Genomic DNA, 13,460 nt, shown 5'->3' on the forward strand with positions numbered 1-13,460 from the left:
GGAGACCATGGCGATAAAGAGCAAGAATACGGATGGTGGATCGAGCCTGCGATCGCGCCTGCAGATCCTCATTCCGAGCGCCATCGTTCTGGCAGGTGTTGCCGTCTCCGCCTTATATGCCGACCTTCAGCAGCAACGATTGAGCCGCGAGGCGGCCCGCAATGCGGTCGGGGAAAACCTTGGCCTGATCCGCACCAAGCTCGAAGCCAACATCAACGCCAATATCAAGCTTTTGCAGGGCATGGTCGCGGTGATCGGGACCGAGCCCTATGTCACGCAGAAGCGTTTCGAGGCGTTGGCATCAAGCCTCCTGTCGACGCCCTCCCAGATCGGCAACATCGTTGCAGCACCCAATCTCATCACGAGTTTCGTCCACCCCTACGAGGACAACAAGTCCTTCATCGGGAACTGGATACTCCCGCCACCGAATGGCGAGGAAGCGGTGCGCCAGTTGCGCGAAGAGGGCAAGACAATCATCAGCGGCCCGTTGCCGCTCAAGAATGGCGCCATGGGCCTGATCATCACGCTGCCCGTGGAGATGACCAATGACGACGGCAAGCGGGTCTTTTGGGGTGGCTTGGCGGGGGTCGTCGATGTCACGAGGCTCTATGACGACAGCGGCCTGCGAGCCCCGGATTCGCCGCTCGCCATCACCATTACCGACGACAGTCAACAGACGGGAAACCAGGCCGTGATCTACGGCGACAGTCACGTCCTGACCGACGACCCGGTCACCATGATTGTGGATCTCGGCAACGAGAAATGGTCCATTTCGGCGGTGCCCAAGGGTGGCTGGCACGCGATGAGCCGCCCCGACGTCCTGATCCGCAGCATGATCGCCGCCATGTCCGCGCTGATCGCCGGAAGCGTCATCTGGGTCGCCGGGCTGATGCGGGAGCGGCAGCGTAACTATGCGGCTCTCCGGCAACGCGAGGAAGAGCTTCGCGCCATGTCGTATCGTCTTGGCGTCGCACTCGAATCCTCCCGCATTGGCGTCTGGGAGATGGATGTCGGCAGCGATCACCTCATCTGGGACGAACGACTCTATAATCTCTACGGACTGACACCTGACACACCGATTACCGGCGAAACCTGGCGGTCAATGGTCGATCCCGAAGATGTCGATGCCATCGAGGAGGGCATGCGGCAAGCCATCGAAAACCAATCCTCCTATACGGGCCGCTTCCGGGTGATCCGCCCGGACGGGAAAATCGTGCATTTCCGCACGGTCGGCACTGCCTTCGGCGACCAGAAAAACAAGATGCTCTTGCTCGGCGTCAACTGGGATGTCAGCGCTGACGTGCTTCTGCAGGAAGAACTCAGCCAAGCACAGCGCGAGACGGCACAGCGCAACGAGGAGCTGGAAACCGCACGGCAGCGCATGGAGTACAATTCGCTGCACGATGCGCTGACCGGCCTGCCCAATCGCCGCTATCTGGACCAGCGCCTCGAGGCACTGGCTGCAGCCCCCGATCGGCCCGAGGCAAGGCTGACCGTACTCCACATGGATCTGGACCGCTTCAAGGAAATCAACGACACGCTTGGCCATGGTGCCGGCGACGCCATTCTTCGCCATGTCGCGCAGGAACTGCAAAGCATGGTCGGTGAATGCGATTTCGTCGCCCGGATCGGCGGCGATGAATTCGTCATCGTCTGCCAGGGCTGCGATATCTCCGAAGGCTACGAGGCCATGGGCTCGAACCTGATCTCGGCCGTCAACCGGCCCATCGTCTACAACGGACACGAATGCCGTGTCGGCGCATCGATCGGTATCGCCGACAGAATCGAGCCCGAACTGACCGCCGAACAGCTCCTCGTCAATGCGGACATCGCCCTCTACGAGGCAAAACGCCGTGGCCGAAACCGCGTCGAGCGTTTCAACGACCAGCTGCGCGCTCGCACGATCAACATCAAGCGCACCGCCGACGCCATTCTTCGGTCTTTGGGCGACGACGATTTCATCGCCTGGTATCAGCCGCAATTCGATGCCCGAACGCTTGCGATCAACGGTGTGGAGGCGCTCGCGCGCTGGCACCATCCGCAAAAGGGCATCCTCGCACCCAACGCATTCCTCGAAACGGCCGAGAACCTGAATGTCGTGTCCCAGATCGACGCGAGCATTCTCGATCAGGCACTCGAGCAACTAGAGCGCTGGAAGACCGAGGGTCTCGGCATCGAGCATGTCTCAGTCAACATTTCTGCCCAGAGGTTGTTCGAGGACAAGCTGCTCGACCACCTGGCCAAGCTCGACTTCAAGCCGGGCAGCCTATCATTCGAATTGCTGGAATCGATTTCCTTCGACGACAAGGCTGATGCCGTGGCGGAAAGCCTCGAGCGCATCCGCACACGGGGCATTGCCATCGAAATCGACGATTTCGGCACCGGTTACGCCTCGATCCTCTCGCTGATCAAGCTCTCGCCGAGCCGCTTGAAGATCGATCGGCAACTGGTGGCCCCGATCATCACCAGCCCGGCGCAGCGCAAGCTGATCAGTTCGATCGTCGATATCGGCCGCTCCTACGGGATCGGCATCGTCGCAGAGGGCGTGGAAACCATGGAGCATGCGGCGATCCTGCGCGATCTCGGCTGCCAGACGCTGCAGGGCTACGCGCTGGCGCGGCCGATGAGCCCGGACAATTTCATCGATTTTGCAAGGAAACATGCCTTGCAGCGCGAAGACCTGCTGCGGCGGAGCGCCTGAACCGCGCTTCGGAGATGGATCAGCTGAGCAGGCTCTGGCCGGCGGCGAACCCGGCATAGGCCAGCGCCGAGAAATAGACGAGCGTCAGCAGCACCATCAGGTGTCCCATCGCAACGACCATGCCGTCCCTTTGGGAAATACCGGTCGACAGAAGCAGGATCGCCACACCGGGCAGCGTGTTCGAGAACGGAATGAAGCCAAGCGGCATCATCAAGAGCACGCCGGCGGCCGTCAGAACGACACCGTTGATACGGTTGACCAGCGCCCCGTGCGTCAGGCCCAGCAAGCGGGGACGGACATAACGGTCGACCTTTCTCAGGATCTTGAGACCTCGTTCCAGAACCGGGACAAGGCGCGCCCGTTCGAGCTTGCGGTCGGCCACCTTCTCCGGCAACCACGGAAAGCGGTTGAAGGTGATCGCAATCCCGATCAGCACGATGCCGGCACCGAAGACGGTAGAGACACCCGGAATCGAAACCGGCACCAGGAAGGGTAGAGACAACAGGCCGCAAAGCAGCAGTAGCCCGCTTTCACCCATCTTCTGAAGGATCTGCCGCAGCGTTACGTGATCCTCATCCATCGAGTCGATCACATCCTGCAGCACCGCACTTGTGCTCTTGTCGGTATCACTGAAGCCGATCGTCGTTGTCATCAGGTCCGCTTTCGATTAACTGCCGGAAGAATGTCCTCGGACGACGCAGTGACGCGCGTCCCGGATCGCAGATGAATGAGAAAGCCGGTCGGGTCAAGTGACGCGAACGGAGAGACCAGTTCCGGTCGAAAGACATGCCATGACAGAGCAAGCGTCAACAGCAGACAGGCCCGTCAATCAGCATACGGTGCATGCCAAGGGTCGTGAAAAGCTGAAGGCGCATGCGGCAATGCTGCTCTTTGCCGCCCTGATCGCCGGCTCCTTCTCCTTCGGCGGCATGGCGGCACAGCACATGGATGCCGGCCCACTGACACTGTGGCGCTACCTGATGACCGTGGTCGTGATGGGTGTCCTGACCTTCGGCATCCTGCGCGTTCCTTTCCGGGCTCCCCAGCGGATCTGGCGCTTTGCCCTGCTCGGCGGGCTGATCGCCGTCTACATGCTGACCATGTTCGTGGCGTTGGAATTCACCAGCCCTGTGCAGACGGGCGCCGTCTTCACCCTGATGCCATTGATCAGCGCCGGCTTTGCGCTCGTCTTCATCGGGCAGAAAACCCGCCCGGATGTGTTCATTGCACTCGTGATTGCAGCCCTTGGCGCAATTTGGGTCATCTTCCGCGCCGACATCCAGGCGATCCTCTCCTTCGACGTTGGGCGTGGGGAACTGATCTATTTCATTGGCGTCATCTGCCACGGCGCCTACGTGCCGCTGATCCGCAAGTTCAATCAGGGAGACAACCCGGTCGCCTTCGGTTTCTGGGTTGTGGTCTTCACCATCCCCTGGCTCCTGCCGACCGGCGCTGTCCCGCTCGTGAACACGGATTTTGCGAGCCTCCCACCCATGGTCTGGGCGACGATCGCCTATCTCTCGATCGTGACGACAGCGCTCACCTTCATGTTGCTGCAATACGCCTCGATGCGCCTGCCAGCACCCAAGGTGCTGGGCTACGGCTATCTGACGCCGACCTTCATCATCCTCCTGGAAGGCATGCTCGGCCACGGCTGGGCAAGCCCGGCCGTTTTTCTCGGTGCGCTCGTCACGGCCGCCGGTCTTCTGGTGATGGGTCTGCTCAGGGACTGACGACCGGCTTCACAATCAGGCCATGCACGAAAAGACCTTCGAGGAAGGACGCGGCCGCCTCGAAGCGATCCTCGCCTTCTCGGCTCGCCCCCAGCACGGAACGGACCTGGACGTCGAAGTCGGCATAGTGCTGTGTGGTCGACCAGATCGAGAAGATCATGTGATGCGGGTCGCATTCCCGGATCTTGGCCGCAGCGATCCAGGCCCTGATGACCTCGGCCTTCTCGTCCACAAGCTCCTTTAGCGGTCCTTCGAGCACGCCGGCGATATGCGGCGCACCCTGCAGGATCTCGTTGGCAAACAGCCGGCTTTCGCGCGGAAACTCCCGCGCCATCTCCAGCTTGCGGCGTATGTAGGACCTGATCTCGTGTTCGGGATCGCCATCCGCGTCGAAGGCCTGCAGTGGCTCCAGCCAGTTCTCCAGCACTCGGTCGATCAAGGCCCGGTGCATGGCTTCCTTGGTGCGGAAATAGTAGAGCAGATTGGGCTTCGACATGCCCGCGACCTCGGCGATCTGGTCGATCGTCGAGCCATGGAATCCCCGCTGCGAGAACACCTCCAGCGCCGCCTCCAGGATGAGCTCCTCCTTCTCCTCCTGGATCCGCGTCCGCCTCTGGGTTTGCGCCGCTCTCGGTATTGCCATCTTAGAGTTGTTCCCCGCCTAAGATACTGAACTCACTCAGCAATATTGAAGCCCAAAATCTGGGCATCTGCTTGAATTTTTGTCGCAGAATTTTGCCGATTTCGTCTTGAGTGCCGTGATGGAAGTTGTAATGTTTTACCAGTCGGTCAAATTATTGGACAGATGTCAAATAAAGGCAACTGCCGATACGACAGCGGAAAAAACAACACAAGCCGCTGCTGCTGACCCGGGGAACATGGGAATCGGGCGGAAGATCCGGTTCTGACAAACAGGTGAGGATCTGCAATGACGGCGCAACCCGGCAACAACCTTCGCGTGAACGGCGATCGTCTGTGGGACATGCTCATGGAGATGGCGAAGATCGGCCCCGGCATTGCCGGCGGCAACAATCGCCAGACCCTGACGGACGAGGACGCGGAAGGCCGCCGCCTCTTTCAGCGCTGGTGCGAGGACGCTGGCCTCACCATGGGCGTCGACACCATGGGCAACATGTTCATGACCCGCCCCGGCACCGATCCGGATGCACTGCCCGTCTATATCGGCTCCCATCTCGACACCCAGCCGACCGGCGGCAAATATGACGGCGTGCTCGGCGTCCTCGCCGGTCTGGAAGTGATCAGGTCGATGAACGACCTCAACATCAAGACGAAGCACCCCATCGTCGTCACCAACTGGACCAACGAGGAAGGCGCCCGCTTTGCGCCAGCCATGCTCGCCTCCGGCGTCTTCGCCGGCGTTCTCACCCAGGATTACGCCTATGCCCGCAAGGACATGGACGGCAAGACCTTCGGCGACGAGCTGAAGCGCATCGGCTGGCTGGGCGACGAAGTGGTCGGCGCCAGAAAGATGCACGCCTATTTCGAATACCATATCGAACAGGGTCCCATCCTCGAAGCAGAGGACAAGCAGATCGGCGTCGTCACACACTGTCAGGGCCTGTGGTGGCTGGAATTTACCCTGACCGGCCGCGAAGCCCATACCGGCTCCACACCGATGAACCTGCGCGTCAATGCCGGCCTTGCCATGGCCCGGATCATGGAGATGGTCCAGAATGTCGCGATGAGTGAACAGCCCGGTGCCGTCGGCGGTGTCGGCCAGGTGAAGTTCTCGCCCAATTCCCGCAACGTCCTGCCCGGCACCGTCGTCTTCACCGTAGACATTCGCACGCCCAGCCAGGAGAAGCTCGACCGCATGCGCGCGACGATCGAGGCCAAGGCCGCCGAGATCTGCGCGGCGCTGGGCGTCGGCTGCGCGGTCGAGGCCGTCGGCCATTTCGATCCGGTGACCTTCGATCCGAAACTCGTCGCCTCCGTCCGTAAGGCGGCGGAAGACTTGGGCTATAGCCACATGAACATCATCTCCGGCGCCGGCCACGACGCCTGCTGGGCCGCCAAGGTCGCGCCCTCGACCATGATCATGTGCCCTTGCGTCGGCGGCTTGAGCCACAATGAGGCGGAGGAGATTTCCAAGGAATGGGCAAGTGCTGGCTGCGACGTGCTGCTCAGGGCGGTTCTGGAGACGGCGGAGATTGTCGGGTGATGATGCCCTCGCTCCGCGCCCCCTCATCCGGCCCTTCGTGCCACCGTCTCCCCGCTGGGGAGAAGAGGGAGCGTGCGGGGACCTCGCCGTACCACAGGAAGCACTCCGGTCGCCGCAGCGTAGCTAGAGGAAATGAGGGCGCACAACGCCAGCGTGACCTCTTCTCCTCAGCGGGGAGAAGGTGGCGCGTAGCGCCGGATGAGGGGGCGCCGGAGGCGAACGCAGCGCACTGGGCAACCAAGCTTGCCGGAGAGCTCGTTGAAACAACCATCAAGAACACGACACGGGGAGAGAGCAAATGACCACCACAGTCATCAAGGGCGGCACGATCGTCACCGCCGATCTGAGCTACAAGGCAGACATCAAGATCGAAGGCGGCGTGATCGTCGAGATCGGGCAGAACCTCTCCGGGGACACCGTGCTGGATGCGGCCGGCTGTTATGTTATGCCCGGCGGCATCGACCCGCACGTGCATCTGGAAATGCCCTTCATGGGCACCTACTCGGCGGATGATTTCGAAAGCGGCACGCGCGCCGGCCTCTCCGGCGGCACGACCATGGTCGTCGATTTCTGTCTGCCGGGCCCGGATCAGTCGCTGCTCGAAGCGCTCCAGATGTGGGACAACAAGACCTCGCGCGCCACGGCTGACTATTCTTTCCACATGGCGATCACCGGCTGGAACGAACGTATCTTCGACGAGATGAAAACGGTCGTCCAGGATCGCGGCATCAACACCTTCAAGCACTTCATGGCCTACAAGGGCGCACTGATGGTGAATGACGACGAGATGTTCGCCTCCTTCCAGCGCTGCGCCGAGCTTGGCGCCCTGCCGATGGTGCATGCCGAAAACGGCGACGTCGTCGCCTCGATGACCGCAAAACTGCTGGCCGAAGGCAATAACGGTCCCGAGGCCCATGCCTATTCCCGTCCGCCTGAGGTCGAGGGCGAGGCCACCAACCGCGCGATCATGCTGGCCGACATGGCCGGTGTTCCCCTTTATGTCGTGCACACGTCATGCGAACAGGCGCATGAGGCCATCCGCCGCGCCCGGCAAAAGGGCATGCGCGTCTATGGCGAGCCGCTGATCCAGCACCTGACGCTCGACGAAAGCGAATACTTCAACAAGGACTGGGACCACGCCGCCCGCCGCGTCATGTCGCCCCCCTTCCGTAACAAGCAGCACCAGGACAGTCTCTGGGCGGGCCTGCAGTCCGGTTCGCTCTCGGTTGTCGCCACCGACCACTGCGCCTTTACCAGCGAACAGAAGCGCTTCGGCGTCGGCAACTTCGCTAAGATCCCGAACGGCACCGGGGGTCTCGAAGACCGCATGCCGATGCTCTGGACCTATGGTGTTGCGACCGGTCGCCTGACGATGAACGAATTCGTCGCAGTCACCTCGACCAACATTGCCAAGATCCTCAACATCTACCCGAAGAAGGGCGCCGTCCTTGTCGGCGCCGATGCCGACCTCGTGGTCTGGGATCCCAAGCGCTCCAAAACCATCTCCGCCAAGACCCAGCAGTCCTCGATCGATTACAATGTCTTCGAGGGCAAGACCGTCACTGGCCTGCCGCGCTACACGCTGACCCGCGGTTATGTCGCGATCGAGGAAAATGCAGTGAAGACCCGCGAGGGCCACGGAAAGTTCGTCAAGCGCGAGCCCTTCCCCGCCGTATCCAAGGCACTGTCGACCTGGAAGGAACTCGTGGCGCCGCGCAAGGTGGAACGCACGGGCATTCCGGCGACGGGGGTGTGAGGGTGAGGCCAGCAAACAGGACATGGTTGCTTAAGACTGCCCGCTTCGGCGCAGGCTATGCAGCCGCCGTGTTTCTCGGCGTCATGGGCATCTGGGCAACATTTGAAGTGACAGATGCGTTCACTTACGGCCGCCTGCCGCGCTTCATGCTCTTTCCGGGTTCGATACTGCCGGTCCTTAGGCTGACCCTGGAGATCCTGCCGGTTGCCTTGTTGCTGGCTGCCCCCTTCACCTTGCTGGCGACCTGGGTGCTGCTGCGAATGCGTTGGAACCGCTGGTGGCATTTCGCCATCGCGGGTGCCGCCTGCCCCCTCTCCGGCATCGCCCTTTTGCAACTGGCAACCCGGGGCCGCTTCTTCAATCAGAACGAAGCATCAATGGCGATGTCGCTCGCTCCGACAGGCATGATCTGCGCGATCATCTACAGGTGGATCGCCCGGCCCCAGACAGAAGGTCTGGCCAGATGAACCCTGCGCTACACCTCGACCAAGCCATCCAGCTCCGGCAGCAACACGACGCTCTCCTGCTCGTTCGGGTCGGTGCGTGCGATGATCGCCGTGCAGGGCGTGTTCGACAGGTTCGCCGGCAGATGCGGCACGCCGGCCGGAATGTAAAACAGCTCGCCCGCGTGAACCACCACATGGTTCTCCAGCCGGTCGCCATACCAGGTATGCGCCTGACCGGAGAGCATATAGATCGCCGTCTCGTGGCTCTCGTGCAGATGCGCCTTGGCGCGCGCGCCGGGCGGCATGGTCAGCACATGCATGCAGATGCCCTTGGCGCCGACCGTCTCGGCGGCAATGCCCTCGAAATAACTCAGTCCCTGCTTGCCCTCATAGGTATGGCCGGGCTTCACGATCCGGCAGGTGGGCTTTGCTGATGTGTCCATGGTCTGATCCTCATCCCTTCTGCGGCGAGGCCGCCCCTCCTTCTCCGCTGCTCCCGAGCGGCCGCATGTCAAAAGAATGCAAGAGGCAGGCTGCCTTTGCAACAAACCCGATTGGTCCTAGCGCATGAATGCACCCTACTCCGTTGTCTCGGCCAGGAACCTGAGCCTCACCTTCGAGACCAATGACGGCCCCGTCCACGCCCTGTCGAACGTCGATCTTGAGGTGAAGAAGGGCGATTTCGTCTCCTTCATCGGCCCCTCCGGCTGCGGCAAGACCACCTTCCTGCGCGTCATCGCCGATCTCGAAAAGCACACCGCCGGCGAGATCACGGTCAATGGCATGACACCGGAAGAAGCACGCAAGGCGCGCTCCTACGGCTATGTCTTCCAGGCAGCGGCCCTCTATCCCTGGCGCACGATCGAAAACAACATCGCGCTCCCGCTCGAAATCATGGGCTACAGTGCGGCGGAAAAGAAGAAGCGCATCGAACAGACGCTGGAGCTGGTCAACCTCTCGGGCTTTGCCAAGAAATATCCCTGGCAGCTGTCAGGCGGGATGCAGCAGCGTGCCTCGATCGCCCGCGCGCTCGCCTTCGACGCCGACCTCCTGCTGATGGACGAACCCTTTGGCGCGCTCGACGAAATCGTCCGCGACCACCTGAACTCCGAGCTCCTGAAGCTCTGGGACCGCACCAACAAGACGATATGCTTCGTCACCCATTCGATCCCCGAGGCCGTCTACCTCTCGACCAAGATCGTCGTCATGAGCCCGCGGCCTGGCCGGGTTACCGATATCATCGAGTCGACGTTGCCCAAGGAACGCCCGCTCGACATCCGCGAGACCCCGGAGTTTCTCGAGATCGCGCACCGGGTGCGCGAGGGCCTGAAGGCGGGGCACAGCTATGAGGAATAGTTCCGTGATTAAGGGGAACACCCCATGAACCCCACCTTCCTCCTCTGGCTCGGTGGTGCCATGGCGACCTTCCTGGGTGCCGCCACCGTCAGCCGCGCCTATGTCGACAACGGCAAGCTCTGGGTACTCGTGGCCTCTCTCGCCCTCTACTGCGTCGGCAATCTGATGATGGTGAAGCTGATGCGTGAGGGTGGCCTTGGCCTTGCCATCTCCGCGTCCGCCGTGGCCCAGCTGGTACTCATCAATGTCATCGCCTTTCTCCTCTTCGGTGAACGGCTGAGCGCAGTTCAGATGGCGGGCGTTGCGCTCGGTGTCGTCTCCATGGCCCTGATGCTCTTTCCTGCAAAAGGAGGCGCCTGATGACCTCGGCTCCTTCCGCCTTCCGAGATCGAATCCTGCCGGTCCTGACAGTCCTCCTGGCGATCCTCGTGATCTGGCATGTCTTCGTCGTCTATCTGAACGCGCCCTTCGTGCGCGACCAGGCGGCACGTGCCGGCGAGACGATAACCTTCTCCCAGATCGTCGAGCGAACCTTCGCCCAGGAGCGCCCGGTCTTGCCGGCTCCGCACCAGATCGTCGCCGAACTCTGGGATACGGTGTTCAACAAGGCCGTCACCTCCAAGCGCAGCCTCGTTTACCACGCCTGGATCACGCTTTCGGCGACGCTTGCCGGCTTTGCCATGGGCACCGTGCTTGGAATCGTACTTGCCATCGCCATCGTTCATAACAGGGCTATGGACAAGTCGCTGATGCCCTGGGTCATCGCCTCCCAGACGATCCCGATCCTCGCCATTGCGCCGATGATTATCGTCGTTCTGAATTCCATCGGCATCTCAGGCCTCATGCCCAAGGCGCTGATTTCCACCTATCTTTCCTTCTTCCCGATCGTCGTCGGCATGGTGAAGGGCCTGCGCAGTCCGGACATCCTGCTCCTCGACCTGATGCACACCTATAATGCCAGCCAGTCTCAGACCTTCTGGAAGCTCCGCTGGCCGGCGTCGATGCCCTACCTCTTCACCTCGCTGAAGGTGGCAATCGCCATTTCGCTGGTCGGAGCCATCGTCGGAGAGCTGCCGACAGGTGCCGTCGCCGGTCTCGGTGCCCGACTGCTGTCTGGTTCCTATTACGGCCAGACCATCCAGATCTGGGCAGCGCTCTTCATGGCGGCGGGGCTGGCTGCCCTGCTGGTCTCGATCGTCGGCATGGCCCACACACGGGTGCTGGCACGCATGGGGGTCAAGCCATGAACGGTTATCTCGTCTTCGCTATCCTCTTCTGGCTCGGCGCCTGGGGTCTCAACGAGTGGCTTGTCCGCCGCCGTCCAAAGGACCAGACGACGAAACGCGCGATCGGCCTGGCCGTACCCCTGATCTTCGGCGTGACCCTGCTGGTCATCTGGGAATGCATGGTGCGCGGCTTCGAGATCCCCTCGATCCTGCTCCCAGCCCCCTCGATGATCTGGGCCCGTATCCTCACCTCCACCCATATCCTCTGGGCGGATTTCCAGCAGACCTTCCTGAAGTCGGTGATAACAGGCTATGTCGCCGGCTGCGGCCTCGGCTTCCTCGTCGCGATCCTGATCGACCGCTCGCCCTTCCTGCAGAAGGGCCTGCTGCCGATCGGCAACTTCGTCTCGGCCCTTCCGGTTGTCGGCATCGCCCCGATCATGGTCATGTGGTTCGGCTTCGACTGGCAGTCCAAGGTCGCGGTCGTCGTCATCATGACCTTCTTCCCGATGCTGGTGAACACCGTGCAGGGACTGGCCGCCGCCAGCCATATGGAACGCGACCTGATGCACACCTATGCCGCTTCCTGGTGGCAGACGCTGGTGCGGCTCAGGCTTCCCGCCGCCTGGCCTTTCATCTTCAATGCGCTGAAGATCAATTCCACCCTCGCGCTGATCGGTGCGATCGTGGCAGAATTCTTCGGCACCCCGATTGTCGGCATGGGCTTCCGTATCTCGACAGAGGTCGGACGCTCGAATGTCGACATGGTCTGGGCCGAGATTGCGGTTGCCGCACTCGCCGGCTCGGTCTTCTACGGATTGGTGGCACTGGCAGAACGCCGGGTCACCTTCTGGCATCCGTCCGTCCGTGGTGGACGGGCGTGAACTGAACCAACAAAAAAGAGGGAACTGAAATGACTGTCAAACTCGCATCCATGCTGCTGGCTGCTGCGGTCTCGCTGACCGCCATGCAGGCCGCCGCTGCCGACAAGGTGACCCTCCAGCTGAAATGGGTAACCCAGGCCCAGTTCGCCGGCTATTACGTCGCCAAAGACAAGGGATTCTACGAAGAAGAAGGCCTCGACGTCGAAATCAAGCCGGGCGGCCCGGATATTGCTCCTCCGCAGGTACTGGCTGGCGGCGGCGCAGACGTGATCGTCGACTGGATGCCGTCGGCGCTCGCAACCCGCGAAAAGGGCGTTCCGCTCGTCAACATCGCCCAGCCCTTCAAGTCCTCGGGCATGATGCTGACCTGCCTCAAGGAAACCGGCATTACCAAGCCTGAGGATTTCAAGGGCAAGACGCTCGGCGTCTGGTTCTTCGGCAACGAATACCCGTTCCTGTCCTGGATGAGCACGCTCGGCATCAAGACCGACGGTTCGGAAGGTGGCGTCACCGTCCTGAAGCAGGGCTTCAACGTCGACCCGCTGCTCCAGAAGCAGGCCGCCTGCATCTCTACCATGACCTACAACGAATACTGGCAGGTCATCGACGCCGGCATCAAGCCGGAGGAGCTGGTGACCTTCAAGTATGAAGACGAAGGCGTGGCCACCCTCGAAGACGGCCTCTACGTGCTCGAAGACAAGCTTGCCGACCCAGCCTTCAAGGAAAAGATGGTCAAGTTTGTCCGCGCTTCGATGAAGGGCTGGAAGTATGCCGAGGAGAACTCCGACGAAGCGGCTGAAATCGTGCTCGAAAACGACGCTTCCGGCGCTCAGACCGAAGCCCATCAGAAGCGCATGATGAGCGAAGTCGCCAAGCTGACGGCCGGCTCCAACGGCGCGCTCGATCAGGCCGACTACGACCGCACGGTCAAGACCCTGCTCGGTGGCGGCTCGGATCCTGTCATCACCAAGGAACCGACCGGTGCCTTCACGACCGAGATCACCGACGCGGCCCTGAAATAGTCTTGGCGGACCACAGCGAATAAAGGACACGGGGAGCAATCCCCGTGTCTATTTGTAGGTTTTACTGATCAATTTCAGCGGCCGAAACTGGCAAATCGGCAACACCATCGTTCTATATTGAACTATTTTCACGCCCATATCGCAATTGGCCTTT

At 61.4% G+C, this 13,460-nt stretch carries 13 protein-coding genes; 10 read left to right on the forward strand and 3 right to left on the reverse strand.

All coding sequences use genetic code 11. The features are described from left to right. Positions 1-7: 7 nt before the first annotated feature. Positions 8-2,701 carry an EAL domain-containing protein gene (locus GH983_RS13255; protein WP_153762635.1) on the forward strand — a complete coding sequence of 898 codons (2,694 nt, stop codon included), beginning with the start codon at positions 8-10 and terminating at the stop codon, positions 2,699-2,701. A gap of 19 nt (positions 2,702-2,720) precedes the next feature. Here GH983_RS13255 and GH983_RS13260 read toward each other — a convergent pair whose 3' ends face one another. After that, positions 2,721-3,353, reverse strand: coding sequence for an exopolysaccharide biosynthesis protein (locus tag GH983_RS13260; RefSeq protein ID WP_069043561.1), 633 nt, complete (start codon positions 3,351-3,353; stop codon positions 2,721-2,723). A gap of 139 nt (positions 3,354-3,492) precedes the next feature. Between GH983_RS13260 and GH983_RS13265 the strand changes: the two genes are divergently transcribed. Then, positions 3,493-4,434, forward strand: coding sequence for a DMT family transporter (locus tag GH983_RS13265; RefSeq protein WP_153762636.1), 942 nt, complete (start codon positions 3,493-3,495; stop codon positions 4,432-4,434). On the opposite strand, the gene GH983_RS13270 is transcribed toward GH983_RS13265, so the two are convergent. Further along, positions 4,424-5,077 carry a TetR family transcriptional regulator C-terminal domain-containing protein gene (locus GH983_RS13270; protein WP_054148391.1) on the reverse strand — a complete coding sequence of 218 codons (654 nt, stop codon included), beginning with the start codon at positions 5,075-5,077 and terminating at the stop codon, positions 4,424-4,426. The two genes, GH983_RS13265 and GH983_RS13270, sit on opposite strands and share 11 nt — an antisense overlap. A 285-nt stretch (positions 5,078-5,362) precedes the next feature. Here GH983_RS13270 and GH983_RS13275 point away from each other — a divergent pair, with 285 nt between their 5' ends. From GH983_RS13275 to GH983_RS13285, 3 genes are all read left to right on the forward strand, one after another. Then, positions 5,363-6,616, forward strand: coding sequence for a Zn-dependent hydrolase (locus GH983_RS13275; protein WP_153762637.1), 1,254 nt, complete (start codon positions 5,363-5,365; stop codon positions 6,614-6,616). A 298-nt stretch (positions 6,617-6,914) separates the two neighbouring features. Further along, entirely contained in the window at positions 6,915-8,372 is a 1,458-nt protein-coding gene (gene hydA, locus GH983_RS13280; protein WP_153762638.1) for a dihydropyrimidinase, read from the forward strand. Between the two features lie 26 nt (positions 8,373-8,398). Further along, the gene (locus GH983_RS13285; protein ID WP_054148386.1) at positions 8,399-8,839 is read left to right on the forward strand and encodes a hypothetical protein; all 441 of its coding nucleotides are present in this window, start codon (positions 8,399-8,401) and stop codon (positions 8,837-8,839) included. A gap of 8 nt (positions 8,840-8,847) precedes the next feature. On the opposite strand, the gene GH983_RS13290 is transcribed toward GH983_RS13285, so the two are convergent. Continuing rightward, positions 8,848-9,261, reverse strand: a complete 414-nt coding sequence (locus GH983_RS13290) for a cupin domain-containing protein (RefSeq protein ID WP_054148385.1) — start codon at positions 9,259-9,261, stop codon at positions 8,848-8,850. A gap of 124 nt (positions 9,262-9,385) precedes the next feature. Between GH983_RS13290 and GH983_RS13295 the strand changes: the two genes are divergently transcribed. The 5 genes from GH983_RS13295 to GH983_RS13315 are packed head-to-tail and all read left to right on the forward strand — an operon-like array spanning position 9,386 to position 13,306. Next, positions 9,386-10,174, forward strand: a complete 789-nt coding sequence (locus GH983_RS13295; protein WP_054148384.1) for an ABC transporter ATP-binding protein — start codon at positions 9,386-9,388, stop codon at positions 10,172-10,174. 24 nt (positions 10,175-10,198) lie between these two features. Continuing rightward, positions 10,199-10,534, forward strand: coding sequence for a hypothetical protein (locus tag GH983_RS13300; protein WP_054148383.1), 336 nt, complete (start codon positions 10,199-10,201; stop codon positions 10,532-10,534). Next, positions 10,534-11,421: an ABC transporter permease gene (locus GH983_RS13305; protein ID WP_054148382.1), complete on the forward strand. Its 888-nt coding sequence runs from the start codon at positions 10,534-10,536 to the stop codon at positions 11,419-11,421. The genes GH983_RS13300 and GH983_RS13305 overlap by 1 nt, the downstream gene beginning before the upstream one ends. Further along, the gene (locus GH983_RS13310; RefSeq protein WP_069043553.1) at positions 11,418-12,284 is read left to right on the forward strand and encodes an ABC transporter permease; all 867 of its coding nucleotides are present in this window, start codon (positions 11,418-11,420) and stop codon (positions 12,282-12,284) included. Before GH983_RS13305 ends, GH983_RS13310 begins: the two co-directional genes overlap by 4 nt. 29 nt (positions 12,285-12,313) lie before the next feature. Beyond that, on the forward strand, positions 12,314-13,306 hold the full coding sequence (locus GH983_RS13315; RefSeq protein WP_069043552.1) for an ABC transporter substrate-binding protein: 993 nt from the start codon (positions 12,314-12,316) through the stop codon (positions 13,304-13,306). Positions 13,307-13,460 lie beyond the last annotated feature (154 nt).

The sequence above is a fragment of the Agrobacterium sp. MA01 genome (assembly GCF_009650195.1).
Classification (GTDB): Bacteria; Pseudomonadota; Alphaproteobacteria; order Rhizobiales; family Rhizobiaceae; genus Allorhizobium.

Coding starts and splice junctions, on each gene's coding strand:
- GH983_RS13255 (WP_153762635.1), top strand. CDS start 8: ATGGCGATAAAGAGCAAGAATACGGATGGTGGATCGAGCCTGCGATCG.
- GH983_RS13260 (WP_069043561.1), bottom strand. CDS start 3,353: ATGACAACGACGATCGGCTTCAGTGATACCGACAAGAGCACAAGTGCG.
- GH983_RS13265 (WP_153762636.1), top strand. CDS start 3,493: ATGACAGAGCAAGCGTCAACAGCAGACAGGCCCGTCAATCAGCATACG.
- GH983_RS13270 (WP_054148391.1), bottom strand. CDS start 5,077: ATGGCAATACCGAGAGCGGCGCAAACCCAGAGGCGGACGCGGATCCAG.
- GH983_RS13275 (WP_153762637.1), top strand. CDS start 5,363: ATGACGGCGCAACCCGGCAACAACCTTCGCGTGAACGGCGATCGTCTG.
- hydA (WP_153762638.1), top strand. CDS start 6,915: ATGACCACCACAGTCATCAAGGGCGGCACGATCGTCACCGCCGATCTG.
- GH983_RS13290 (WP_054148385.1), bottom strand. CDS start 9,261: ATGGACACATCAGCAAAGCCCACCTGCCGGATCGTGAAGCCCGGCCAT.
- GH983_RS13295 (WP_054148384.1), top strand. CDS start 9,386: ATGAATGCACCCTACTCCGTTGTCTCGGCCAGGAACCTGAGCCTCACC.
- GH983_RS13300 (WP_054148383.1), top strand. CDS start 10,199: ATGAACCCCACCTTCCTCCTCTGGCTCGGTGGTGCCATGGCGACCTTC.
- GH983_RS13305 (WP_054148382.1), top strand. CDS start 10,534: ATGACCTCGGCTCCTTCCGCCTTCCGAGATCGAATCCTGCCGGTCCTG.
- GH983_RS13310 (WP_069043553.1), top strand. CDS start 11,418: ATGAACGGTTATCTCGTCTTCGCTATCCTCTTCTGGCTCGGCGCCTGG.
- GH983_RS13315 (WP_069043552.1), top strand. CDS start 12,314: ATGACTGTCAAACTCGCATCCATGCTGCTGGCTGCTGCGGTCTCGCTG.